The sequence below is a fragment of the Clostridium isatidis genome (assembly GCF_002285495.1).
Taxonomy (GTDB): domain Bacteria; phylum Bacillota; class Clostridia; order Clostridiales; family Clostridiaceae; genus Clostridium; species Clostridium isatidis.
In genome coordinates this window covers 2,620,675-2,644,139 of the sequence record NZ_CP016786.1, presented here as the reverse complement: position 1 = coordinate 2,644,139, position 23,465 = coordinate 2,620,675, and the positions used below count along the sequence as shown (strand labels likewise).

The 23,465-nt window shown below is 32.4% G+C and carries 26 protein-coding genes; 22 read left to right on the top strand and 4 right to left on the bottom strand.

Features of this window, described 5'->3' with window-relative positions:
- Positions 1-15 precede the first annotated feature (15 nt).
- Positions 16-2,463 (top strand): heavy metal translocating P-type ATPase, encoded by a 2,448-nt coding sequence (locus BEN51_RS12545; RefSeq protein ID WP_119866358.1) that lies wholly within the window; start codon positions 16-18, stop codon positions 2,461-2,463.
- Positions 2,464-2,548: 85 nt separating this feature from the next.
- Positions 2,549-2,764, top strand: a complete 216-nt coding sequence (locus tag BEN51_RS12540; protein WP_119866357.1) for a heavy-metal-associated domain-containing protein — start codon at positions 2,549-2,551, stop codon at positions 2,762-2,764.
- A 71-nt stretch (positions 2,765-2,835) separates the two neighbouring features.
- On the opposite strand, the gene BEN51_RS12535 is transcribed toward BEN51_RS12540, so the two are convergent.
- From BEN51_RS12535 to BEN51_RS12525, 3 genes are all read right to left on the bottom strand, one after another.
- Positions 2,836-3,570: a hypothetical protein gene (locus tag BEN51_RS12535; protein ID WP_119866356.1), complete on the bottom strand. Its 735-nt coding sequence runs from the start codon at positions 3,568-3,570 to the stop codon at positions 2,836-2,838.
- A 153-nt stretch (positions 3,571-3,723) separates the two neighbouring features.
- On the bottom strand, positions 3,724-4,317 hold the full coding sequence (locus BEN51_RS12530) for a hypothetical protein (protein ID WP_119866355.1): 594 nt from the start codon (positions 4,315-4,317) through the stop codon (positions 3,724-3,726).
- 223 nt (positions 4,318-4,540) lie between these two features.
- A complete protein-coding gene (locus BEN51_RS12525) occupies positions 4,541-5,332 on the bottom strand; it encodes an IclR family transcriptional regulator (RefSeq protein ID WP_119866354.1) in 792 nt (263 codons plus the stop codon).
- Positions 5,333-5,745: 413 nt separating this feature from the next.
- Here BEN51_RS12525 and rlmD point away from each other — a divergent pair, with 413 nt between their 5' ends.
- The 17 genes from rlmD to BEN51_RS12440 all read left to right on the top strand — a co-directional run bounded on the left by rlmD (position 5,746) and on the right by BEN51_RS12440 (position 20,747).
- Positions 5,746-7,116 (top strand): 23S rRNA (uracil(1939)-C(5))-methyltransferase RlmD, encoded by a 1,371-nt coding sequence (gene rlmD / locus BEN51_RS12520; protein WP_119866353.1) that lies wholly within the window; start codon positions 5,746-5,748, stop codon positions 7,114-7,116.
- Positions 7,117-7,226: 110 nt separating this feature from the next.
- A complete protein-coding gene (gene tnpA / locus BEN51_RS13875; protein WP_164704121.1) occupies positions 7,227-7,385 on the top strand; it encodes an IS66 family insertion sequence element accessory protein TnpA in 159 nt (52 codons plus the stop codon).
- A gap of 171 nt (positions 7,386-7,556) precedes the next feature.
- Positions 7,557-7,907 (top strand): IS66 family insertion sequence element accessory protein TnpB, encoded by a 351-nt coding sequence (tnpB, locus tag BEN51_RS12515; RefSeq protein ID WP_119865499.1) that lies wholly within the window; start codon positions 7,557-7,559, stop codon positions 7,905-7,907.
- 91 nt (positions 7,908-7,998) lie between these two features.
- On the top strand, positions 7,999-9,612 hold the full coding sequence (tnpC, locus tag BEN51_RS12510; protein WP_119866352.1) for an IS66 family transposase: 1,614 nt from the start codon (positions 7,999-8,001) through the stop codon (positions 9,610-9,612).
- A 25-nt stretch (positions 9,613-9,637) separates the two neighbouring features.
- Complete coding sequence (locus BEN51_RS12505; protein WP_236906223.1) at positions 9,638-10,108, top strand: ATP-binding protein; 471 nt, start codon at positions 9,638-9,640, stop codon at positions 10,106-10,108.
- 199 nt (positions 10,109-10,307) lie between these two features.
- Complete coding sequence (locus tag BEN51_RS12500) at positions 10,308-10,892, top strand: recombinase zinc ribbon domain-containing protein (protein WP_335621839.1); 585 nt, start codon at positions 10,308-10,310, stop codon at positions 10,890-10,892.
- A gap of 170 nt (positions 10,893-11,062) precedes the next feature.
- On the top strand, positions 11,063-11,398 hold the full coding sequence (locus BEN51_RS12495) for an ArsR/SmtB family transcription factor (protein WP_015009204.1): 336 nt from the start codon (positions 11,063-11,065) through the stop codon (positions 11,396-11,398).
- A 13-nt stretch (positions 11,399-11,411) separates the two neighbouring features.
- Positions 11,412-11,771, top strand: coding sequence for an arsenite efflux transporter metallochaperone ArsD (arsD, locus tag BEN51_RS12490; RefSeq protein ID WP_119866351.1), 360 nt, complete (start codon positions 11,412-11,414; stop codon positions 11,769-11,771).
- A gap of 1 nt (position 11,772) precedes the next feature.
- Positions 11,773-13,545: an arsenical pump-driving ATPase gene (gene arsA / locus BEN51_RS12485; RefSeq protein WP_119866350.1), complete on the top strand. Its 1,773-nt coding sequence runs from the start codon at positions 11,773-11,775 to the stop codon at positions 13,543-13,545.
- Positions 13,538-14,068, top strand: a complete 531-nt coding sequence (locus BEN51_RS12480) for a DUF2703 domain-containing protein (protein ID WP_119866349.1) — start codon at positions 13,538-13,540, stop codon at positions 14,066-14,068. The genes arsA and BEN51_RS12480 overlap by 8 nt, the downstream gene beginning before the upstream one ends.
- A gap of 5 nt (positions 14,069-14,073) precedes the next feature.
- Positions 14,074-15,132, top strand: a complete 1,059-nt coding sequence (gene arsB, locus BEN51_RS12475) for an ACR3 family arsenite efflux transporter (RefSeq protein ID WP_119866348.1) — start codon at positions 14,074-14,076, stop codon at positions 15,130-15,132.
- A gap of 9 nt (positions 15,133-15,141) precedes the next feature.
- On the top strand, positions 15,142-15,546 hold the full coding sequence (locus BEN51_RS12470; RefSeq protein ID WP_119866347.1) for an arsenate reductase ArsC: 405 nt from the start codon (positions 15,142-15,144) through the stop codon (positions 15,544-15,546).
- A gap of 652 nt (positions 15,547-16,198) precedes the next feature.
- Positions 16,199-17,023: a TrmH family RNA methyltransferase gene (locus BEN51_RS12460; RefSeq protein WP_119866345.1), complete on the top strand. Its 825-nt coding sequence runs from the start codon at positions 16,199-16,201 to the stop codon at positions 17,021-17,023.
- A gap of 180 nt (positions 17,024-17,203) precedes the next feature.
- Positions 17,204-17,914, top strand: a complete 711-nt coding sequence (locus BEN51_RS12455) for an MBL fold metallo-hydrolase (RefSeq protein WP_119866344.1) — start codon at positions 17,204-17,206, stop codon at positions 17,912-17,914.
- Positions 17,915-18,331: 417 nt separating this feature from the next.
- Positions 18,332-18,976 (top strand): Vat family streptogramin A O-acetyltransferase, encoded by a 645-nt coding sequence (locus BEN51_RS12450; protein WP_119866343.1) that lies wholly within the window; start codon positions 18,332-18,334, stop codon positions 18,974-18,976.
- A gap of 124 nt (positions 18,977-19,100) precedes the next feature.
- Entirely contained in the window at positions 19,101-19,673 is a 573-nt protein-coding gene (locus BEN51_RS12445) for a TetR/AcrR family transcriptional regulator (RefSeq protein WP_207652783.1), read from the top strand.
- A gap of 117 nt (positions 19,674-19,790) precedes the next feature.
- Positions 19,791-20,747: an aldo/keto reductase gene (locus BEN51_RS12440; RefSeq protein WP_119866342.1), complete on the top strand. Its 957-nt coding sequence runs from the start codon at positions 19,791-19,793 to the stop codon at positions 20,745-20,747.
- 212 nt (positions 20,748-20,959) lie between these two features.
- Here BEN51_RS12440 and BEN51_RS12435 read toward each other — a convergent pair whose 3' ends face one another.
- Positions 20,960-21,517, bottom strand: coding sequence for a TetR/AcrR family transcriptional regulator (locus tag BEN51_RS12435; RefSeq protein WP_119866341.1), 558 nt, complete (start codon positions 21,515-21,517; stop codon positions 20,960-20,962).
- Positions 21,518-21,683: 166 nt separating this feature from the next.
- Here BEN51_RS12435 and BEN51_RS12430 point away from each other — a divergent pair, with 166 nt between their 5' ends.
- The 3 genes from BEN51_RS12430 (at position 21,684) to BEN51_RS12420 (ending at position 23,447) form a co-directional block, all read left to right on the top strand.
- On the top strand, positions 21,684-22,571 hold the full coding sequence (locus BEN51_RS12430; protein WP_119866340.1) for a ketopantoate reductase family protein: 888 nt from the start codon (positions 21,684-21,686) through the stop codon (positions 22,569-22,571).
- A 129-nt stretch (positions 22,572-22,700) separates the two neighbouring features.
- The gene (locus tag BEN51_RS12425) at positions 22,701-23,045 is read left to right on the top strand and encodes an ATP-binding protein (protein ID WP_119866339.1); all 345 of its coding nucleotides are present in this window, start codon (positions 22,701-22,703) and stop codon (positions 23,043-23,045) included.
- 198 nt (positions 23,046-23,243) lie between these two features.
- On the top strand, positions 23,244-23,447 hold the full coding sequence (locus tag BEN51_RS12420) for a hypothetical protein (RefSeq protein ID WP_164704119.1): 204 nt from the start codon (positions 23,244-23,246) through the stop codon (positions 23,445-23,447).
- Positions 23,448-23,465 lie beyond the last annotated feature (18 nt).

The following is a 23,465-nucleotide window of genomic DNA, read 5'->3' as shown; positions in this document are numbered from 1 at the left end:
TAAGGAGGTATGTAAATGGCAAAAAAGTCATTAAAGATAGAAGGAATGACCTGTGCAGCTTGTGCAAAAGCAGTAGAGAGAGTAACAAGAAAGCTAGATGGAGTAATAGAATCAAATGTTAATCTTGCTACAGAAAAGTTAAATATAGATTTTGATGAGGAAAAGCTTAAGCTTCAAGATATTAAGAATGCTATTGAGAAAGCAGGATATAAAGCTATTGATAATACTGTTAGCAAGACAATTAAGATAGAAGGAATGACTTGTGCAGCTTGTGCAAAAGCAGTAGAAAGAGTAACAAGGAAACTAGATGGTGTAGTGGAATCAAATGTGAATTTAGCAACAGAAAAATTAACAATAAGTTATGAAGCAGATAAGTTAAGACTTTCAGAAATAAAAAAGGCCATCGAAAAAGCAGGATATAAGGCGGTTGAAGAAGTTGTTTCAGTAGATACAGATAAGGAGAAAAAAGAAAAAGAAATTAGTGTTTTATGGAAAAAGTTTATAGCAGCTGCTATATTTACAGTTCCATTACTTTATATATCAATGGGACATATGTTAGGGGCACCTCTTCCAATGTTCTTAGATCCCCATATGAATCCTGAAGCCTTTGCATTTGTTCAGTTAATTTTAACTATACCAGTAGTAATTGCAGGAAATAAATATTATAAGATTGGATTTAAAACCTTATTTAAAGGAAGTCCTAATATGGATTCTCTTATTGCAATAGGAACATCAGCTGCAGTGCTTTATGGAATATTTGCAACTTATAAGATTTTCACAGGACATCATGAATATGCAATGGATTTATACTTTGAATCAGCAGCAACTATTATTACTTTAATAACTCTAGGTAAATATTTAGAGGCAGTTTCTAAAGGAAAAAGTTCTGAAGCTATTAAGAAATTAATGGGCCTTGCTCCTAAGACAGCTTTAGTTATAAGGAATGGAAAGGAAGAAGAAATTTCTATTGATGAAGTAGAAGTAGGAGATATAATAGTAGTTAAACCTGGTGAAAAGATGCCAGTTGATGGAGAAGTTGTTGAGGGAATTACTTCTGTAGATGAATCAATGTTAACAGGAGAAAGTATTCCTGTAGAAAAGAACGTTGGAGATAAAATAATAGGTGCAAGTATAAATAAAAATGGTACTATTAAATACAGAGCTACTAAGGTAGGAAAAGATACAGCCCTTTCCCAAATAATTAAATTAGTAGAAGAGGCTCAAGGTTCAAAAGCACCAATTGCAAAATTAGCCGATATTATTTCAGGATATTTTGTTCCAATAGTAATTGTATTAGCAGTTATTTCTGGATTAGGATGGTATTTTATAGGCAAGGAATCAGGAGTATTTTCTTTAACAATATTTATAGCAGTCTTAGTAATAGCTTGTCCATGTGCTTTAGGCCTTGCTACTCCAACAGCGATTATGGTTGGTACAGGTAAGGGGGCAGAATATGGAGTGTTAATAAAGAGTGGAGAGGCATTAGAGACTGCTCATAAAATTCAAACTATTGTATTCGATAAAACAGGCACTATTACAGAAGGAAAACCAAAAGTAACAGATATAATTGTTTCTAATGGCTTACATGAAAATGACTTATTACAATTAGCAGCCTCAGCAGAAAAGGGTTCAGAACATCCTTTGGCAGAAGCTATTGTAAAGGCTGCAGAGGAAAAAGGACTAGAGTTTAGGAAGGTTAACTTCTTTAAAGCAATTCCTGGTCTTGGTATAGAAGTTAATATAGATGAAAAGTCTATATTTATAGGAAATAGAAAATTAATGAATGAAAATAAAATTTCCTTAGAAAATTTAGAAGAAGTTTCTAATAGATTAGCTGAAGAAGGTAAGACACCAATGTATATATCTATAGATAATAAAATAGCAGGAATTATTGCCGTAGCTGATACAGTTAAGGAAAATAGTAAAAGGGCAATAGAAAGACTTCATGCTATGGGAATTGAAGTTGCAATGATTACTGGAGATAATAAGAAAACAGCAGAAGCAATAGCTAAGCAGGTTGGAATAGATAGAATTCTTGCAGAAGTTTTACCAGAAGATAAGGCTAATGAGGTTAAAAAACTACAAGTTGAAGGCGAGAAGGTTGCTATGGTTGGTGATGGTATTAATGATGCTCCGGCATTAGCCCAAGCAGATATAGGGATAGCAATAGGTTCTGGAACAGACGTTGCTATGGAATCCGCAGATATAGTTCTTATGAGAAGTGATTTAATGGATGTGCCAACAGCTGTAGAGTTAAGTAAAAGTACTATAAGAAATATAAAACAAAATTTATTCTGGGCTTTTGGATATAATACTATTGGAATACCAGTTGCAATGGGATTACTTCATATATTTGGAGGACCACTATTAAATCCTATGATAGCAGGAGCAGCTATGAGTTTAAGCTCAGTATCAGTAGTAACTAATGCATTAAGATTAAAGAGATTTAAGCCGAAAGCTTAAGTAAAAGATTGCGAAATACTTTTTAAATGCTATTAATTAAAAAACATGTAAAAAATATAAAAATGTTAATTAGGAGGAATTTATTATGAAAAAGAAGATATTAATTGAAGGAATGAGCTGTGGACATTGTGTTGCACATGTTAGAGAAGCTTTAGAAGAAATAAAGGCAGAAGTTTTAGATGTAAGTTTAGATACAAAGTCAGCTACTGTTGATTTAACAAATAGTAATGTTTCTGATGAAGACATAAAAGCTATAATTGATGATTACGGCTATAAAGTAGTAGGAATAGAAGTAGTTTAGTTATCAAATAAAAATAGAGCTTGATATTATTAATTATCAAAGCTCTATTTTTTTATTTAATATAATATTTGTTAATCACAATTATAAATTGGTTCGAAAAAAGCAATTTGTCTTTTACCAAGTTTAAAATATTCTATTCGCTTAAATAATTTATGTTCAAGCTTTGTTTTCTTATCAGCTATTACTACCATGAGAGAGTGATTTTTATCAAGAGCTTTATAGCTATTTTCAAATAGCTTCTGAATAGGATTTTCACTATTAGTATTCCAATCAACGATATTTCCATAAGGAATATCAGTAATAATAATATTAACTTTTTCAATAGGAAAAGCTTTCATATCAGTAATATCTCTTTGCATACATTTAATTTTAATATCCTCTTTTTTTATTAAGCTTTCTAAATTAGCTATACTTTCTAATGCTTGCAAGTGAGAATCCTTTCCAAAGGCTTCAATATATCCTTGAATTTCTTTACTTCTTTTATTTAGCCCTTCTTTTGAAAGTAATGAAAGATTTTTTTTGGCAATTTCCAATACCTTAATATCATAATCAGTAGCTATTATTTCAGAAATTAAATTATTATATAAAAAGCCGATAGTTGTAAGTATAAATCCTCCCCCACAGCAAGGATCATATATTTTATATGGTCCATTTGCTCCTTTAGCTTTAAGAATATGGAAGGCTCGTTGAATAATCTCGCTTGTTAAGCGAACAGGAAAAGCTGTTGTATTTAGGCCATTATATAAAACACGTCCGCTTGAAAAGTCGCTAAAATCTTTTTTAGATATTTCAAATTTATATTGCATAAAAAGTCACCACTTTCTTTCTTCTGCATAAAACAAGTAATCATATAATATTTTAACATAATTAAATTGAGAATACTTGATATATTTTATATAAGTCAAAAAGAACAGCAGATAGATTAAATCTATCTGCTGTATTGTAACGCTGTGTTATAATTATTCAGCTTTTAATTCTTGAACTCCAGTTATTTTTGAAGGAGTATCTCCATCTTTATCAGCGATTTTGAATGTATCCATAGCTTCTTGATTTAAGAAGTAAACATTTCCTTCAATTGTTTGATTTACTAAAGAGAAGTTTTTACCTGCAATGTAAAGATCTCCCTTGAAAGTTCCATGTTGAAGACTTCCGTTTACACTATTAAATGTTAATTTTGGAGCTGTTAAAGTAAACTTAGCAGTTACCTTCTTGTTTTCATCTTGAGTATAAAGAGCTATCTTACGTTGGAAAGTTTCTTCTCCAGTTTTTTCATCTTTTTTACCATTTTTGAAATCGCCATCTACAACTAGTTCTTTATCAAAAGTTAAATCTCCTAATGTTGCTATTATCCAAGTTCCATCTTTGCTTATAGCTTTTTCAAAAGCTTCATTATCATTTACTATTGAAGCAGTAGTTACTACATCGTTTGTTTCTTTTTCTTCTGTTTTTGTTGTATCTTCAGCTTGATTTTTATTATCAGCTTGTCCGCAAGCTACAAATGCAGTTGTTGCTAGTGCTAATGATAATGCAACTAAAAGTTTTTTTGTTTTCATCTAAAATTCCCCCTAAAATATGTTATATAATGTACTTTTTTCTTGCACATTTCTATTATATATCGGTGTGAAAAAAATAACAATATTTTTTTGAATTTAATTTAAAATTAATATTTAAATATTCTTGTTACTTGGTAGATATTTGTAGAAAATTAGAAGTTATAAAAAACAATATGATTATTAAAAAATAAACCTGACTATGCATTATAGCCAGGTTTATTTTTTAATAATCACCATAAAGCAACATGTCCGTATTTACATGATTCTCAGCAAAGTATTTTTCTATTTCTGAACGTACCTCTAACAGTAATTTTTTTGTTAATTCAATTTTTTCAGAGTTAGCTCTAAAAGCAGGAATGCTTACACTAAGTGCTGCGATAACCTTTTCGTCATTAAATAAAGGAACAGCTACACAATGTTGATAATCGTTAAGTTCACCAAATTCTGAGGCAAATCCATCAACTTTTATTTTTGAAGTTTGTTTATATAATTCATCAAAACTTGTTACTGTATTTTCTGTATATGCTTTTAGCCCTTCAGGATATAGCACTTTTAATGCAGCTAAATCCTTATTACATAATAAAGATTTACCCATTGCTGTACAATATGCGGGAAATTTTTTTCCTATAGAAGAAACAAGCCTAATAGGTTCATCTGATTCTACTTTTGCAATATAAAAAACTTCATTTTTATCTAAAACTCCTAATTGACATATTTCCTTAGCTTGATTTACAATGTACTGCATTTGCATCTTTATAAACTTAAATACATTTGTGTTATTAGCATAAGAAATACCAACACCATAGGAGGATATACCTATGCTATATCTTGAAGTGTTTTTATCTGAATATAAGAATTTTCTTTCAGACATTGTATGAACTATAGGATAAATAGTACTTATAGGAGATTTAATCTTATCAGAAATTTCAGTAAGGGTTAGCCCCTCAGGATGTGAAGATAATAATTCTAATATATCAAGAACTCTTTCAGTAGGTCTATGTTCAGTTTTCTTCATTGCAATTATACCTCCTATTACATAAAAAAATTATAACAAATATAAGGAGCTAAAACAATAAAGAGGGAATTCATTTAACTCTAAAAAATGGAAGAAATTTCAGGCGTAATATAACGAGAAAAGAAGTTAATGAAAATGATTTTCAAATGAAAAAGATATTGGTATAAATATAGTATAAATATAGTTAAAAATATATATAAAATATATAAAAAATAAGAAAGTTTACAAAAAATTAATATTTATATTTATATAAATTAAAGTATAATGTATAATATCTTAGAAAATAGTTATAATAAAAAATAGGAATTAAATGGCAACTAATTCTGAATACGGCATCGCATGGTGCCATTTTTTTTTGTATTTTATTATTATAAATGATAATATTATATATAAAACTGTTTGAGGTGATAAGCTTGGTCGAAAAAAATAAAGAATACATATTAGATATAGTTGGAACGGGATATGAAGGAGAAGGTATAGCTAAAATAAACGGATATCCAATATTTATAGAAGGTGCTATCGAGGGAGAAAAAGTAAGAGCATTGATAGTAAAGGTTAAAAAGAATTTTGCTTATGGAAAATTAATTGAAGTTATAGAAGTGTCAGAAGATAGAGTGGAGCCAAAATGCCAATATTATAAGAGATGTGGCGGATGTTCTGTTCAACATATGAATTATAATAAGCAATTGGAATATAAGCATGAAAGAGTTAAAGATTGTATATCTAAAATTGGAGGCTTAGATGAAAACTTAGTTAAGTTCCCTCTTGGAATGGCTCGTCCTGAAAGATATAGAAATAAAGTTCAGCTTCCAGTAGGTATTGTAAAAGGGAAACTATCAATAGGTTTTTATGCTCCTAGAAGTCATAATATAATAGATTTAGATATCTGTCTAATACAAGATAAAGTTGCAGATATAGTTACAAAGATAGTTAGAGAATGGATGGAAAAATATAATCTAGCTCCTGCCAGCATAGATGGAATATTTAATAAAAAGGGACTTATAAGACATATTATGATTCGTAGAGGGTTTAAAACGAATGAAGTCATGGTAGTTTTAGTTTCTACAGATGAAAAAGTTCCATATATTACTGAGTTAATAGAAAATTTAAAAGAAAACATAGATGGCTTAAAGAGTATAGTTTTAAATATAAACAAGGCAGAAACTAATGTAATATTAGGACAAAAGTGTATTAGCTTATATGGAGAAGATACAATAACTGATTACATTGGAGAATTTAAATTTAATATATCACTATTATCCTTTTTTCAAGTTAATCCTAAACAAACAGAAGTTTTATATAGAAAGGCTTTAGAATACGCAGGATTAACTGGAGAAGAAACAGTATTTGATGCCTACTGTGGAACAGGTACAATAACATTATTTTTATCTCAAAAAGCAAAAAAAGTTTATGGCGTAGAAATAATAGAAGAAGCTATTCACAATGCAAGAAAAAATGCTAACAGTAATTCTGTGGATAATGCAGAGTTCTTTGTTGGTAAATCTGAAGAAGTAATTCCAAACTTAATAAATGAGGGAATAAAACCAGAAGTAATAGTAGTAGATCCACCGAGAAAGGGCTGTGATATAAAATTATTAGATGCAATTGGTGAAGCAAAACCAGAAAGAATAGTTTATGTTTCCTGTGATCCAAGTACTTTAGCTAGAGATTTAAAAATATTAACAGAAAAGGGCTATGAAGTTAAGGAAGTTCAGCCTGTAGATATGTTTCCACACACTAGCCATGTTGAGTGCGTAGTATTGATGTCAAGGATAGAGAAATAGGGGTATTCAAAACATTGATAAATAGTAAGCGTAAAAAATTAAGTACCTAGATAGCATATCCTCCCAATTGATAAAATTAAGAAAAAGATTATTAATGGGAGGATATAATTATGTCTAGAAAATTAGATAATGCAACCTGGGAAGAATATATTAATAAATTTGATGCATGTAAGGGGACAATAACTGTTAAAGATTTTTGTATAGAAAATAAACTTACTAAAAGTCAATTTTATTATCATAAAAAAAAGATTAGAGAAATCAGAAGTTGAGAATAACACACCTGTTTTTCATGCTATCTCTTTAGATAGTAAAGAAAAGACTATCAAAGAAAATACATTTGCTTTGAATGAAGTAAAAATTACAATAGGTAATGCTATAATAACTATACCTGTTAGTGAAGCTATTCTAATATCATCAATAGTAAAGGAGTTAGCTGCAAAATGTTAAATATAGATAAAGTAGAAACAGTTTATCTTGCCTGCGGCTACACGGATTTAAGGAAAAGTATTGATGGGTTAGTTATGATAGTTCAAAATCAATTCAAGCTAAATCCTTTTGAAAAAGCGTTATTTGTTTTTTGTAATAGACAAATGGACAAATTAAAAATTCTTCACTTTGACGAAGGTTTTTGGCTATATTATCACCGTTTAGAAGCGAATCGCTTCAAATGGCCTGCTACCACAGAAGAAGCATTGAAAGTAAATATAGAAGAATTACGGTGGCTTCTAAAGGGCTACGAAGTAAGAACAAAATCTAAGTTTAAACCTATAAAACAAAGTAATTATTTTTAAAAGTTTATCACTCCAAAACCGTTGAAAAACCTTTATTTTCAACGGTTTTTGTGATATAATAAATATATAAAATAAATCTAAAGAGGTAATCATGAATCACGAAATTTTAACTAATGAACTTGATGAAAATACAAAATTATTAATTGAAAAAATGGAAAAAGAATTAAACTCAAAAGATGAGGAAATAAGAAAGCTTAAAAACGAATTAAATTTCTTAAAAGCTGTTATAACAAATAAAAATAGAAAGATATTTGGAGTATCTAGTGAAAAGGCAGATGCTAATCAACTATCTTTTTTTAACGAGGCCGAAAAATATAGTGATTCAAAGGTGGAAGAACCTGCTTTAGAGGAAATTACATATAAAAGAGCTAAGAAAAATACATATACAGGAAAGAAAGATAATCTAGCAAACTTAGAAAGAGTTGTTATTGAACATAAATTAGAAGGTGCTGACCTTAACTGTAAAGAATGCGGAGAGCAATTAGTTGAAATAGGTGTAAAATCAAAAAAAGAGATAATTAAATATATTCCAGCTAAACTTATAGTTGAAGAACACGTGATTTACAGCTACGCTTGTAAATCCTGCGAAAAAGAAACCAGTGAAAGTAATATAATTTCAGCAGAAGCTCCACAAACTATTTTTTATAATAGTATGGCTTCTAATGAGTTAATTGCTCATACTCTTATACTTAAATATCAACATGCTATGCCTCTTTATAGACAAGAAAGCTATTTTGATATGATGGGTGCTACTCTTTCAAGACAAACTCTATGTAACTGGACTATGTCAGCAGCGGAAGCTTTAAAACCAATATATAACCACATGAAAAAAGAATTACTAAGCAGAAATTATATTCATGCCGATGAAACTACTCTAAGAGTAATTAATGACAATGGAAAAGATTCTAAATCTCAAAAATATATGTGGTTATATATGAGCGATACTAATTCAAAGCCGGTAATTTTATATGATTATCAAAGTACCAGATCCAGCTCTTGTCCTAAGAATTTCCTAGGAGATTTCAAAGGCTTTCTCCAAACGGATGGTTATAGTGGTTATAACTCCGTTACAAAGGCTACAAGGGTGTATTGCTTAGCTCACATAAGAAGATACTTCCATAATATAATTGTAGACTTAGATGAAGAAGCCCTAAAAAATTCTAGAGCAATAATAGGGTTTAATTATTGTGAGCAAATTTACAAACTTGAAAAAGAGCTTAGAGAATCCTTTTCAAGTAAGGACGATTATTATGATATTAGATTTAAAATAAGAGCTGAAAAATTAGCTCCAATTATAGATAACTTTATTGATTATGTTGAAAGAGAAATAAAAGATGCTCTTCCAAGAAGTCCGCTTGGTAAAGCACTTGATTATGCTAAAAAACATTTACCAGGATTAAAAAATGTACTACTAGATGGTTCTTTAGAAATAGATAATAATGCAGTGGAAAGAGCTATTAAACCTTTCGTTATAGGTCGTAAAAATTTCCTTTTTGCAAACACTGCTAAAGGTGCAACTGCAAGTGGCAATATTTATAGCATTGTTGAAACTGCCAAGGCTAATAAATTAGTTGTAGAAAGGTATTTGGTTTATTTATTTGATAATCTATCAAAGATAGATGTATCCGATAGCGAAAGCTTAGATAATCTTATGCCTTGGTCTAATAAGATCCCTGAAAACATGAAAATTAAAGATAGGAAATAAATTAATCCTTGTAAAGCTTAATAAATTGCCTTACTTAGGATATTTTAATGCTATTTTTGAAGTTATTAAAGGTACTAAAAATTTGACGCTTACTATTCTACTTGGTAAATGCGGGACAGGCAAAACTAGTCTTGCTATTCATCTTGGAGAAACAGCGATCGACAAGGGACATAAAACTTATTATGCATCCATTGATACTTTTGTATCTATTGTAGAGAACAAAGATATAAACCCAAAAGCAGGAGCAGCCTTCTCCTATATGCGGGAGTGCGACTTGATCATTATTGATGATGTATTTTATCTAGAACCAACTAGGTCAGAGCTGCAGGCTTTTTATCGAGCAGTTACTTTTCTTAATGAAACAAGAAGTATCATTTTTATTACCAATCGTGAAATATCTGCATGGTTAGATGCAGTGGAAGACAAACATCTTTGTCAGACTCTGTTAGATAGAATAACAGCTAATTGTCAGATCATTCGCTTGACTGACAGATAAATTAAAACACTCACCTCTTTTCTAAAAAAGGGTTAATACTCAAATTTGAAAACTATGCCGATTAACGGTTTTATATAGATGCAAAAAATCTCACGAAAAATAAAGAATTACTTAACTTTTGAGATTTTCTACAGTTTCTGGGGTAGGGGGGTCTAAATCTCTACCACTTTTCGCCCCGGAAACGGGCGTGGGGTAACGCGTGAAAATTCGCGGTTTCAAACAGTGTGGCGAAATATACCGTAGAGTTCATTGGAATAACCGAGGTAAAAAATCGATTGTTTGGAGATGCATCAGTAGACTTGAGAATACAGGGTTAACTTGTCATTCCCGAACCGTGCTGGAGGATATGATAGGCCTTGCTACGGTGGAGGCAATTAATAAACTAATAGGGCAAAAGGATGACTTTTTAACTATCTTAAAGGAAAACATAGAAACAGTGATAAGTGAAACGGACAATAATATTGTTTCCGAGATAGATAAAAAGCTAGAGGAATTACAAAAAGATCTTTTGAGACTGGCCAATTCCAAAGAGGATTATAACGACATTGCCGATGAGATTTATAGGCTCAGAGAAGAAAGGCATAAGGCTTTAGCAGAAGAAGCTGGCAAAAAGGGCTCCAAGCAAAGGCTAGAAGATATGGAAAAATTCATTAATGAACAATCCATCCTCCTTGAGGAGTATGATGAGCAACTAGTAAGGAGACTTATAGAGAAAATAACGGTCTATGATGATAAACTAACTATTGAATTTAAATCTGGTATAGAAATTGATATAGAAAAATAAAACGAATTTGACCGCCGATTGAGGTGCAGTGGCATCTTGGTCGGCGGTTTTTGTAATTAACTTATTACAATTACAAAATCATATTGACAACTATCGATATGCTTGATATTATTGTCATATCGAGAACATTCGATATCATTGATACATATAAATATAAAGGAGGTAATTTTATGAAGCATTCATATGCAGATTATGTTCCTGCAATTAAGGCTATGTCAGATGAAACACGGTTAAAGATTATTGATATGCTATCGTGTGGAGAAATGTGCGCATGCGATATATTAGAAGAATTCAGTATTTCTCAATCCACTCTTAGTTATCATATGAAGATTTTATCTGAAAGCGGCCTTGTAAATGCAGTACGTGATGGGGCTTGGATGAGATATACATTAAACAAGGAAAAAACGGATGAGGTTATAGCTTTCTTTACATGCATAACAAACGATAAAGAAGATTGTATTTGTAAAAAGAGCAAAAATAAAAAATCTGATAATCAATGTTGTTAAGGAGGATTTAGTAATGAAAAATATTGAGATTTTTGACCCAGCAATGTGTTGCTCGACAGGAGTTTGTGGCCCATCTATTGACCCAGAGCTGTTAAGAGTAGCAACTGTTATTAATTCGCTTAAAGAAAAAGGGATTATTATAAAAAGGCATGGTTTGTCAAGTGAACCTCAGGATTTTATCTCCAATAAAGTTATAAGTGAAATTCTACAAAAGGAAGGAGCAGATATTCTTCCTGTAACACTTTTAGATGGTGAAATTGTAAAAACTAAAAGCTACCCAACAAACGAAGAGTTTTCAGAATGGTTAGGGGTGGAAATAAGCACAAAAGCTCAAAAGAAGAGCGGCTGCTGCGGACCAAAGGGGTGCTGTTAAGATGTTAAAGAATAATTATGAGCCATTTAGTTTAGATGGGATAAATCTGACTAAGTATATGTTTTTCACAGGAAAGGGTGGTGTAGGTAAAACCTCAACCGCTTGTGCTGTGGCAGTAAATTTAGCTGATAATGGAAAAAGTGTTCTCCTTATAAGCACTGATCCTGCATCCAATTTACAGGATGTTTTTAATACTGAGCTTGATGGCAAAGGTGTGCCGATTGATGGAGTGCCGGGTTTAGTTGTGGCGAATCTTAACCCAGAGGAAGCTGCCAGAGAGTATAGGGAATCGGTTATTGCTCCATATAGGGGGAAGTTGCCGGATAGTGTAATTGTAAATATGGAGGAACAACTCTCAGGTTCATGTACAGTTGAAATTGCCGCTTTTGACCAGTTTTCGAACTTCATCACTGATAAATCCACAGAGAATAAATACGATTATATTATTTTTGATACTGCTCCGACAGGGCACACACTTCGTATGTTGCAATTGCCATCAGCCTGGAGTAATTTTATTAGTGAAAGTACACATGGGGCGTCATGTTTAGGTCAGCTCGCTGGACTTGAAGATAAAAAGGATATGTATAAGAATGCGGTTGAAAACCTTGCGGATAAGGATAAAACAACTTTGATACTGGTCTCAAGACCGGAGGAAACTCCTTTGATTGAAGCTGAACGTTCAAGCCATGAGCTTAGTGACCTAGGGATAAACAATCAAGTTTTAGTTATCAATGGTATACTGAGTGAAGCAACTGACGATGTTTCGAGTAAAATGTTAGATAAGCAGCAAAAGGCTTTGGAAAATATGCCACAGGGTTTAAAAAAGTTTAAAATTTTCACTATACCACTTCGTTCTTATAACGTTGTAGGTATTGATAATATTAGAACATTTTTATACAGTGACGATTACGCAAAAAATAATATTTATAGCAAATCCTTAAATTTAAGACACCTAGATGTTCTGATTGAAGATATTTATAGGGCAGGTAAAAAAGTGATATTTACAATGGGTAAGGGCGGTGTTGGAAAAACAACTATTGCTGCAACCATTGCTGTGGCTCTTGCTAGAAAGGGTGTTAAGGTACATTTAACATCTACAGATCCAGCTGATCATCTCAAATATGTGGTTGAAGATACTGAAAATATTAAACTAAGTAAAATAGATGAAAAGCAGGAACTATTGCGATATCAAAATGAGGTATTAAGTAAGGCTCGTGAAACAATGAGCGAAGATGATGTTGCTTATGTTGAAGAGGATTTACGCTCTCCATGCACACAGGAGATTGCAGTATTTAGAGCTTTTGCTGAGATTGTTGACAAGGCTGAAAACGAAGTTGTAATTATTGATACTGCACCAACGGGTCACACGCTTCTGTTGCTTGATTCTACACAGAGTTATCATAAAGAGGTTCAGAGAACAAAAGGTGAAACGCCAATATCTGTTCAAAGATTACTTCCAAGACTTCGGGATGAGAAACAAACAGAGGTTATTATTGTTACATTGCCTGAAGCAACACCGGTATTTGAAGCTCAGAGACTGGGTGATGACCTAAATAGAGCGGGAATTAATAATAAATGGTGGGTGGTTAATCAGTGCCTTTCATTGACGAATACTAAAAATAGTATGTTAATAGCTCGCGCTGATGCTGAAAAGCAATGGCTGGAAAAAGTTAAGGAAATAAGTTCTGATAACTTTGTTGCAATCCCCTGGTTTCAGGATGCATCAATTGAAAATATAGTGGACTTTTCTGGAGGTAGTAAAAGCGATGAATAAAAGTGATGCTGGCTGTTGCTCTTGTGGCAGTGGTTGCTGCGGACAAGAACAGGAAAAAAGGCAGATTATAATAGAATTTCTTTATCTTGATCTGAGTGTATGTAAGAGGTGTCAAGGAACTGAAACTAACCTCTATGATGCAGTCAATGAAGTATCAACGGTATTAAGAGCAGCAGGGTTTGATATAGTTATGAACAAGATTAATATAAATTCAAGGGAGTTAGCCATTGAATACCATTTTTTGAGTTCACCAACAATTCGTGTAAATGGCAGGGATATTGCTCTTGAGGTTAAGGAATCTTCCTGCAAAGAATGTGGGGATCTGTGTGGCGACTCTGTGGATTGCAGAGTTTGGGTGCAGGATGGTATAGAATATACGGAACTACCAAAATCCATGATTATTAACGCAATTTTGAAAGAAGTTTATAATGGCCATAGTTCAATCCCCTTGACAAATGAGAAATATGAAATCCCACAAAACTTAATTACATTTTTCGATAGCTTAGAAAGAAAGGAGGATTGATTTACATGAGTAAGGAACGTAATAGTGGAATTGGATTTTTTGAAAAGTACTTAACTGTATGGGTTATTTTATGTATGTTTGCAGGTGTATTGATTGGAAAGTTTTTACCCGGAATCCCAGCGTTTTTAGGACGTTTTGAATATGCAAATGTATCAATACCAATGGCGATTTTAATCTGGCTTATGATATATCCAATGATGCTAAAAGTAGATTTTCAAAGTATTAGAAATGTAGGCAAAAATCCCAAGGGACTTTTTGTTACATGGATAACCAACTGGTTGATAAAGCCATTTACTATGTTCGGCATTGCATGGCTGTTTTTCTTTGTAATTTTTAAATCTCTAATTCCGGCAGAATTGGCACAAGACTATCTTGCGGGAGCAATACTTCTTGGAGCAGCACCGTGTACAGCGATGGTATTTGTATGGAGTTATTTGACCAAAGGCAACGCAGCTTATACCGTCGTGCAAGTGGCAACAAATGATCTTATAATTCTCATAGCTTTCACGCCTATAGTTGCGTTTCTTCTAGGTGTGGGCGGCGTAACCATACCCTGGGACACTCTTATTTTATCTGTAGTATTGTTTGTTGTTATCCCGCTAGCTGGTGGCATAATTACCCGTAATTACATCACAAAAAGGCGAGGACTCGATTACTTTGAGAATAGCTTTATACCGAAGTTTGGGAATGTCACCACCATAGGTCTATTGCTAACATTAATAATAATCTTTTCATTCCAGGGCGATGTAATTCTGAATAATCCACTGCATATTGTTTTAATTGCTATACCATTAATTATTCAGACTTTCCTAATCTTTTTCATTGCATATCTAGCAAGCAAGGCTATAAAACTTCCTCATGAGATAGCAGCGCCTGCTGGCATGATTGGCGCCTCTAACTTTTTTGAACTGGCAGTTGCCGTTGCGATTGCATTGTTTGGAACTCAAAGCCCAGCTGCACTTGCTACCATTGTAGGAGTTCTAACAGAAGTGCCTGTTATGTTGATATTAGTAAAGATAGCGAATAATACAAGACACTGGTTTCCAGAAAAATCAAGAAAGTAGGTATGGCCAATGAGTAATAAACTAAAGGTTGCATTTATATGTGTTCATAATTCATGTCGAAGCCAAATAGCTGAGGCACTTGGTAAGCACTTTGCAGGAGATATATTTGAAAGCTACTCTGCTGGCACAGAAACAAAACCTCAAATTAACCAGGATGCTGTGCGCCTAATGAAAGAGCTTTATGATATAGATATGGAGAAAACTCAACATTCAAAGTTGCTTGATGAAATACCTCCAGTAGATATTGTTATTACAATGGGGTGTAATGTGGAATGCCCTTACCTTCCATGTAAACACAGGGAAGATTGGGGGTTGGATGATCCTACAGGTAAGAGTGATGAGGAATTTAAAAAAGTAATATCAACAATAGAAACAAAGATAAAAGAGCTAAAGGAAAAATTAAAATCACAATAATTATTGACGCCAATTACAAATCTAGTAGTTGGCGTTATAATTATATATGTCGATATGTTCCCGCCTACCGATAGTGCAAAAAGTACCTTTGACTTGTTCCCGACTACCGACAATGTAAAAGACATCAATCCACCCCGCTCGTTGCATGTGGAGTGCGTTGTCTTGATGACAAGGGTGGATAAATAATATTATTTAAAACACTGATAAATAAGGGGTTTCCTGACATTGAATTAATCTCTCGTGAGCTTGGTCGAGAGATTAATGTCAGAAAACCCTTACTTTTTTATTGTTTGTGATAACATATCAACTGTCCTGAAAGTGATAGGGTTGAGGAGATAGTATAGATGTATTACTTAATCATCTCCTATAGCTAATGTATCGAAATTTTTATCAAGTTTCTTATTTGATGTAATGCCACGAACTTTATTCTTTATTCTGTAAAAAATTATATGTGTCATTAATAACGCTGTATGAAAGAGAGGGGAGTTCAAAAAATGTCCAAGTTTGTCTTGGTATCTATTTAATATTATTACCCTGCAAAACTCATAGACAATATGTCGGGTATTCCAATTTTGATTTTGATATAATAGTTCTAAACTATGGAAATAATTAAAACAGAGTAATTTAGCATTAATAAAGGAGTTATTAAAATATGATAAAAAATAGAGTGGTAAAGATAAGTAAAGAAGATAATAATTTTCAACGCTTTGAAGTCATTAAAAGAAACCGAAACAAACGACATAAATATAAAGAATTTTTTGTTGAAGGTGTAAGAAATATTAACGAAGCCATTAAGAATAAATGGGAGATAAGCTCTTTTATTTATTCAGGAGAAAAAGAATTATCGGGTTGGGCTAAGAGTATACTAAGCAACGTTAAGGAAAGTTTACAATATCAATTGCCTAATCACTTAATGGATAAATTAAGCGGAAAAATAGATACATCAGAATTATTAGCAATTGTAAAAATGAAAGCTAATGATTTAAGCAGAATAAAACTAACTAAAAATCCATTAATTGTTGTAATGGATAGACCATCAAACAAGGGAAATTTGGGAACCTTAATACGATCGTGTGATGCACTTGGCGTTAATGGATTAATAATAACCGGACATGGTGTTGATTTATATGACCCAGAGACAATAGCTGCATCGGTTGGTACATTTTTTAGTCTTCCAGTGTTAAATTTACCTTCTCATAAAGAGTTGTATGAGTGGATTCAATCATTAAAAAGTCAATATCCAAACTTTCAAATTATTGGAACAAGCGCCCATGGTGATAAAATAATTAATAAGTGTGATTTCCAAAGGCCTACAGTATTACTTTTGGGAAATGAAACATTTGGTCTTAGTAGAAATTATAAAGAAATATCTGATTTATTGGTGGGGATACCAATGGATGGAGTGGCATCATCTATGAATGTTTCTTGTGCAGCATCGATAGTACTATATGAAATAAAAAGACAAAGAAGTTTATAAGAATCTTATCTTATATATAAAGCGATTTGTTAAATAAACTAATTTGTAAAGCTGGAGAAAAGTTTAATGATGTATATCAATTAATTAGTTTTGAAATAACTATTTTGATTATAATACTATTTAATAAATGCCTAATTAGAACTTGCTTTATAATAGAAAGAAGGAGGTAATAAGATTATTATGGAATACAAAATTATTAGCTTTCCATTGACTATGTCCTTTGCTAATATTGAAAATACAGTTTATCCAACATTACTTTTGGATAAAGAAAATATTATTCTTGTTGACTGTGGGTTTATTGGATCACTTCCTATTCTTGAGAATCAACTAAAGCGATATGGAGTGTCAATAGATCAAATAACTGGACTTGTACTAACTCATCATGATCATGACCATATGGGGGCAGCTGCTGCAATTAAAAGGAGAAATCCTGCTATTAAAATATATGCCTCTGCTGTAGAAGCAGCATTCATTTCCGCTGAAGAAAAACCTTTACGCTTAGTGCAAGCAGAAGAAATGCAGAAAACATTACTTCCTGAACAACAGGATTTTGGTAAGGCCTTTTGTGAAATGCTGCGTAAGGTTGAACCGGTAGAAGTAGATGTTTATCTGAATAATGAAGAGTGCATGGATTGGTGCGAAGGATGCAGGATTCTTGCAACACCAGGTCATACACCTGGACATATTTCCCTTCTTATGGAGAAGGATTATATTGTCATAACTGGCGATGCAATTGTAGTTGAAGATGATAAGCCTGTTATTGCAAATCCACAGTTTACCCTTGATATTAAACAAGCTGAAAAATCTATGGAAAAATTATTGTCGTTAAAGGCGAAGGCTTATTATTGCTATCATGGCGGAATTTATGTTCCAGCAGAGAGTAATATATAAATTATACATTGAATTGTCTTATATGATGTTTTATAATAAAGACTAAGCAAAATTAGAGTTATGAGGTGATTAGTAGAAACGATCAGATAATCTTATCCATTAGTTTTTTAGGTACAGTAGTATAGGTAGAGTCTAACATATCTATTTATTTTTAGATATGTTTTTTGCGGACCCTAGACTATTATAAGTTTTGGATAGGATTATAGTATCAAATTTAAATCATATTTGTAGAGGAAAAGCTGATTTTATTTTTAGAATAGTTTTTCTGCTAACCCTATATATTGTGATACATAAACCTTTCCGAAGCTTGATAACTAGGAGAGGTTTTTTTGTGTTTAATTATATTATTATGAAAGGATGGTAAATATATAGCTAGTTGGAAAAGAGTATTGATAAATTAAAAGGAGTAGATATTTTATGAAAGGTCCAGATAAGAATAAGCTTTATCCAAATGAGAATATTAAAACAGTTTGCTATATAAGTAATCTACCGAAAAGACCTAATGTAGAAATTGGAGATTATACTTATTATAGTGATAATAAAAGGTCCCCTGAAAGATTTTATGAAAATATAGAGCATCACTATGAATTTTTAGGAGATAAGCTTATAATTGGTAAGTTTTGTGCAATTGCAGAAGGTGTTAAGTTTATTATGAATGGGGCAAACCACAGAATGGATGGAATTACAACCTATCCTTTTAATATCTTTGGAGGTGGTTGGGAGAAGGTTACCCCAGCTGTAGAACAATTGCCTTTTAAGGGAGATACAGTAATAGGTAATGATGTCTGGATAGGACAAAATGTAACAATTATGCCAGGCGTTAGGATTGGTGATGGTGCAATTATTGCTGCTAATTCAACAGTAGTTAAAAATGTTGAGCCATATACAATATATGGTGGAAATCCAGCTAAGTTTATTAAAAAGCGCTTTAGTGATGATAAGATAGATTTTTTACTAAAACTTCAATGGTGGAACTGGAGTGAAGAGGAGATATTTAATAATCTTGAAATGTTAACATCAGAAGAAGGATTGAATGAACTAATGAAAAATTTTTATACTTAGCTTGTTCCTAATAGTTAAGCCTTCTTTAATTTGTAAGAGAAGGCTTAATTATTAGAAGGAGGATATAATAACTAAAAGATTTGTGAAGGTTGACTTTCGATCGAACGTTCGATATAATGTGATTATGGAAAAGAAATATAACAATAAAAAAGAACTTATTTATCAGACGACGATTGAGCTTCTCAATGAAATTGGACTATCAGAAATATCTATGTCCAAAATTGCAAAGAGGGCGAATATCTCCTCGTCGACTATTTACTTTTATTTTGAAAGTAAAGAAGATTTATTGATTAAGCTATACTTTAAGCTTAAGGAACAAATGCATGAGAAGATGTTTATTGGTGTAACGGCTGATATGCCAGTCAAGACTGCTTTTGAGAAGATTTTGCTTAATTATTCTAGCTATATTGTGAATAATCAAGCAAATTTTCTGCTGATGGAACAGTTTATTGATTCTCCGTTTATCCAAAAAAGATGTAAAGATAAAAATGGTGGTGTATTTAAGCCAATGTATCCTTTATTTGAAAGGGGGATTAAGGAAGGTCTGCTAAAGGATTTGGAAACGAATCTTCTCGTTACTTACGCTTGTTTGCCATTTGTTCAGATGGGCAAAGAGTATATTAATGGGGAGTATGAATTCAAACCTGCTAATATTGATAAAATGATTCAAATGAGCTGGGATGCAATTAAATGTTAAATAAAAAATGAATTTTATTGCTATTTGAACGAACATTCGATTAAAGGCAGCTAAAGTATATAAGCTCTAAAGAAGAATCTGAGCAATTATAGTAAAAACAACAAAGGAGAGATTTTTATGGAAAAAAGAGCCCTTGGGTCAAGAGGGCTGAAAGTCTCAGCTATGGGATTAGGCTGTATGACCATGTCTGATTTTTACGGCAGTGACCGAGATGAGAAGGAATCTATACATACGATTCATCGAGCATTGGATCTTGGTGTAGATTTCTTAGATACCTCAGATTTATACGGTGATGGAGAAAATGAAAAATTGCTGGGAAAAGCGATTAAAGATCGCCGTGATGAGGTTGTTTTGGCTACCAAGTTTGGTGTAATACGTGATAACTTAGGAGGATTTTTGCGTTATAACGGAAGTCCGAAATATGTTAAGGCAGCTGCCGAAGCAAGTTTACGAAGATTAGGCGTTGACCATATTGATTTATATTATCTGCATCGAATTGATCCTTTTATTCCTATTGAGGAGACAGTAGGAGCAATGGCTGATTTAGTTAAAGAAGGAAAAATACGTTATATTGGTCTTTCAGAAGCTTCAGCAGATATGATACGCAGAGCACATGCAGTTCATCCAATTACAGCGGTACAAACGGAATATTCCTTGTGGTCAAGAGATATTGAAGATGAAGTTCTTCCCACCCTTAGAGAACTTGGTATCGGATTTGTTGCTTACAGCCCCCTTGGGCGTGGTTTCCTAACTGGGACAATTAAGAGATACGAGGATTTAGATTACGGTGATGTAAGACGAAATTTCCCAAGATTTAAAGGACAGAATTTACAGAAAAACCTTCAATTTGTTGCTCAGATTCAAGAAATGGCAGCTGAAAAGGGATGTACTGCCCCTCAACTGGCGTTGAAATGGATTTTGATGCAAGGCAATGATATCGTACCTATTCCAGGAACGAAAAGAAGAAAATATTTAGAAGAGAATATTGCAGCTTTAAAGGTTGAGCTTACGGATTCGGATCTTCAACGTCTTAATCAAATCGCCCACAAAAATGTTGCTGCAGGACATCGTTAATTATAGAAAATAAGGAGGAGCAGCAATATCTAGTGGATTTGGAATGTGATTGTTTTTCTCTTAACCTTATTAAGAGCCGTCCATTTAGTCGGCTCTTTTTTTTATGTACTAATAATTAGGAATAAATTGAAAAAAGAGTCTGCTGTGGTCTTGCTAGTGGAAACTACTAGCTGAAAGGAAAGGTGTCAAACAAGTGCTTGAATTAGATTAAATTAGTTGTCAGCTTGCAAGCCATTAATTATGAAAGAAACAACAGTATCTGTGAGTTGTTTAATATTATCATCAAATTTTGACTCATACCAGTAGTATGCAGCACTATAAATGGCAGCACTTATCATGGTGGCATTGATAGATGCATTAATTGCTGTATTCTTTTTTTCTAATATAGATTTTATAGTCTCATATAAAATATGCTTCACTTTGCTATAAATCTGTTGAGTAATGGACTTTGTAGTATGTTTGCATGTTCGAGAAAACATTACGATGTAGTTATAGGTTAATTCAATAAATTGACGGCATATATCTTCTGTAAACTCTTGAGCCTGTATAATTTGCTCTGGTAACATATTTTCGAATGTTTGCACAATAATTTCATCCAATAAAGCATATTTATCTTCATAATGAGCATAAAAAGTGGCACGGTTAATGGTTGCTCTTTCTGCGATATCTTTTATGGTAATTGCATCAAATCCTTTAGTTTTTAGCAAGGCTCTAAAAGCATCTTTTATTATTTGTCGTGTGCGAATAACCCTTGGATCATCTTGTTTCATTTTATGTATCCTCCTTTCAAAAGCATCAAATATCAAATTATGTTATCTAAACAACACTTTAGCTAATTTGTTGGTTGAAAGTAAAAAAATAGAGTACTAATATTATATCATACAGGTGTTGCTTAAACAACGAATGCTTAATTTTTTAATGAAGGGAAGGATAATATTGAATTTAAAACAAAAAAGACTTTTGATATTTGGTGCTGGTGTAGTTGGAAGTGTGTACGCACTAAGATTTGCAGAAGCTGGTATGGATGTTACGATGCTTGCTAGAGGAAAGAGATTGGAAGGACTTAAAAGGGATGGATTACGATATAATGACAAGGGAACTATAAAGAAGGCATCTATAAAAGTAATTGATACTTTGGAAGATAATGATATCTATGATTTCATCTTTGTTCCTGTACGCTATGATCAGGCTGAATCTGCTCTAACTGCAATAAAGAATAATAAGAGTAAAAACATTATTACCTTGACTAATACTATGGGTTATGATAAATGGCTTGAGATCGTTGGGGACAGATTACTTCCTGGATTTCCAGGTGCAGGTGGAGATATAAAGGATGGTGTTTTATATGCTCAATTTGGTTCTGAGAAACACCAAGGAACTATTTTTGGAGAAATAAATGGACAAATTAGTGAAAGAGTGAGAGAACTTGCTCAAATACTTGAAGAAGCAGGTTTGCATTATATAATACAAGAAGATATTAAAGCCTTTCATATTTCCCATGTAGCAACTGCTATAGTTATTAAGCACTTCTATACAGATGAAGGAATGATGGATGTTGAGACGGCAAGAAGTGAAAGTACTCTTAGGAAGGTAGCCGTAGAATTGAAAGAAAATATTAGTTTAGTAGAGAAATCAGGAATCCCAGTAATTCCGCAAGAAACAAAAGCGATGGGGGACATGTCAGAGGAAGATATTATATCAATGTATCGCAAGATGTTAAGTAATGATTTTACAATTGATGTTATACTTGGAAACCATGCTGTTACTGCAAAAACAGAAATTATGTTATTGGATGAGTTATTTCGCAAAAAGGTACAAAATTAAAGAAGAGTGAAAAAATTATAAAAACAAAGGGTTTCAGATATTGAGTTTTTCTTGTTTTCTCAGCCGGAAATACTCATATTAAGAAATCCTTATTTTTTATTATTTGTGCTAATCTATCAATTGTATTGAATAGATAAGAATTTAATAGAAAAAGCAGTTTATAATATTATTCATAATGGTGTTGTATATTCTCATTTGGGAGAAAAAGTTATTGTTAAATTAGAAGAGAATGGAGATACTGGTTTGATTAATCTTAGTGTCTTAAACACTGGTGCTTATATTCCTGAAGAGCAAATGGAAAAGATATTTGATCCATTTTTCCGATTGGAGAAATCCAGGAATAAAAATAAGGGGGGCAGTGGCCTTGGCTTGTACCTTGTTAAAAAGGTATTTGAAGCTTTGTCTATTAATTACTCAGTTAAAAATCTAGAACAAGGTGTTTTGTTTAGCTGTGAGTTTTGTAAAACGAAATAATGCTGAAGCTTCATTCAAACTTCATATTACCTTCATATTAATTACATTATATTTAGGTATGTTATTAGCAAAGGAAGAAAAATATCTTCCTTAAATAAAAATTTGGAGGTATAAAATATGAAAGGTAAGAAAAAAACTACTACATTAATTTTAGGAGCGATTTGCACAATGTCTTTGATCGGTAGAAGTGTTTTTGCAATGGAGAACAGATGGATAAGGGATGATAAAGAGCCAACAGTATCTACAAAGGGTGATGGAGAATCATACAGTCGTGAAGAATTAGCTGATAAATTAGGAATGACATTGGATGAATTTGACAAACAAGTAAAAACTCATGAATTTTCATTGACAGACTCAAGCTCATTATCAGGCAAAGTAGAAAATGATGTTTTAACTCAGTAATAAGGTTTTTAGTAGATT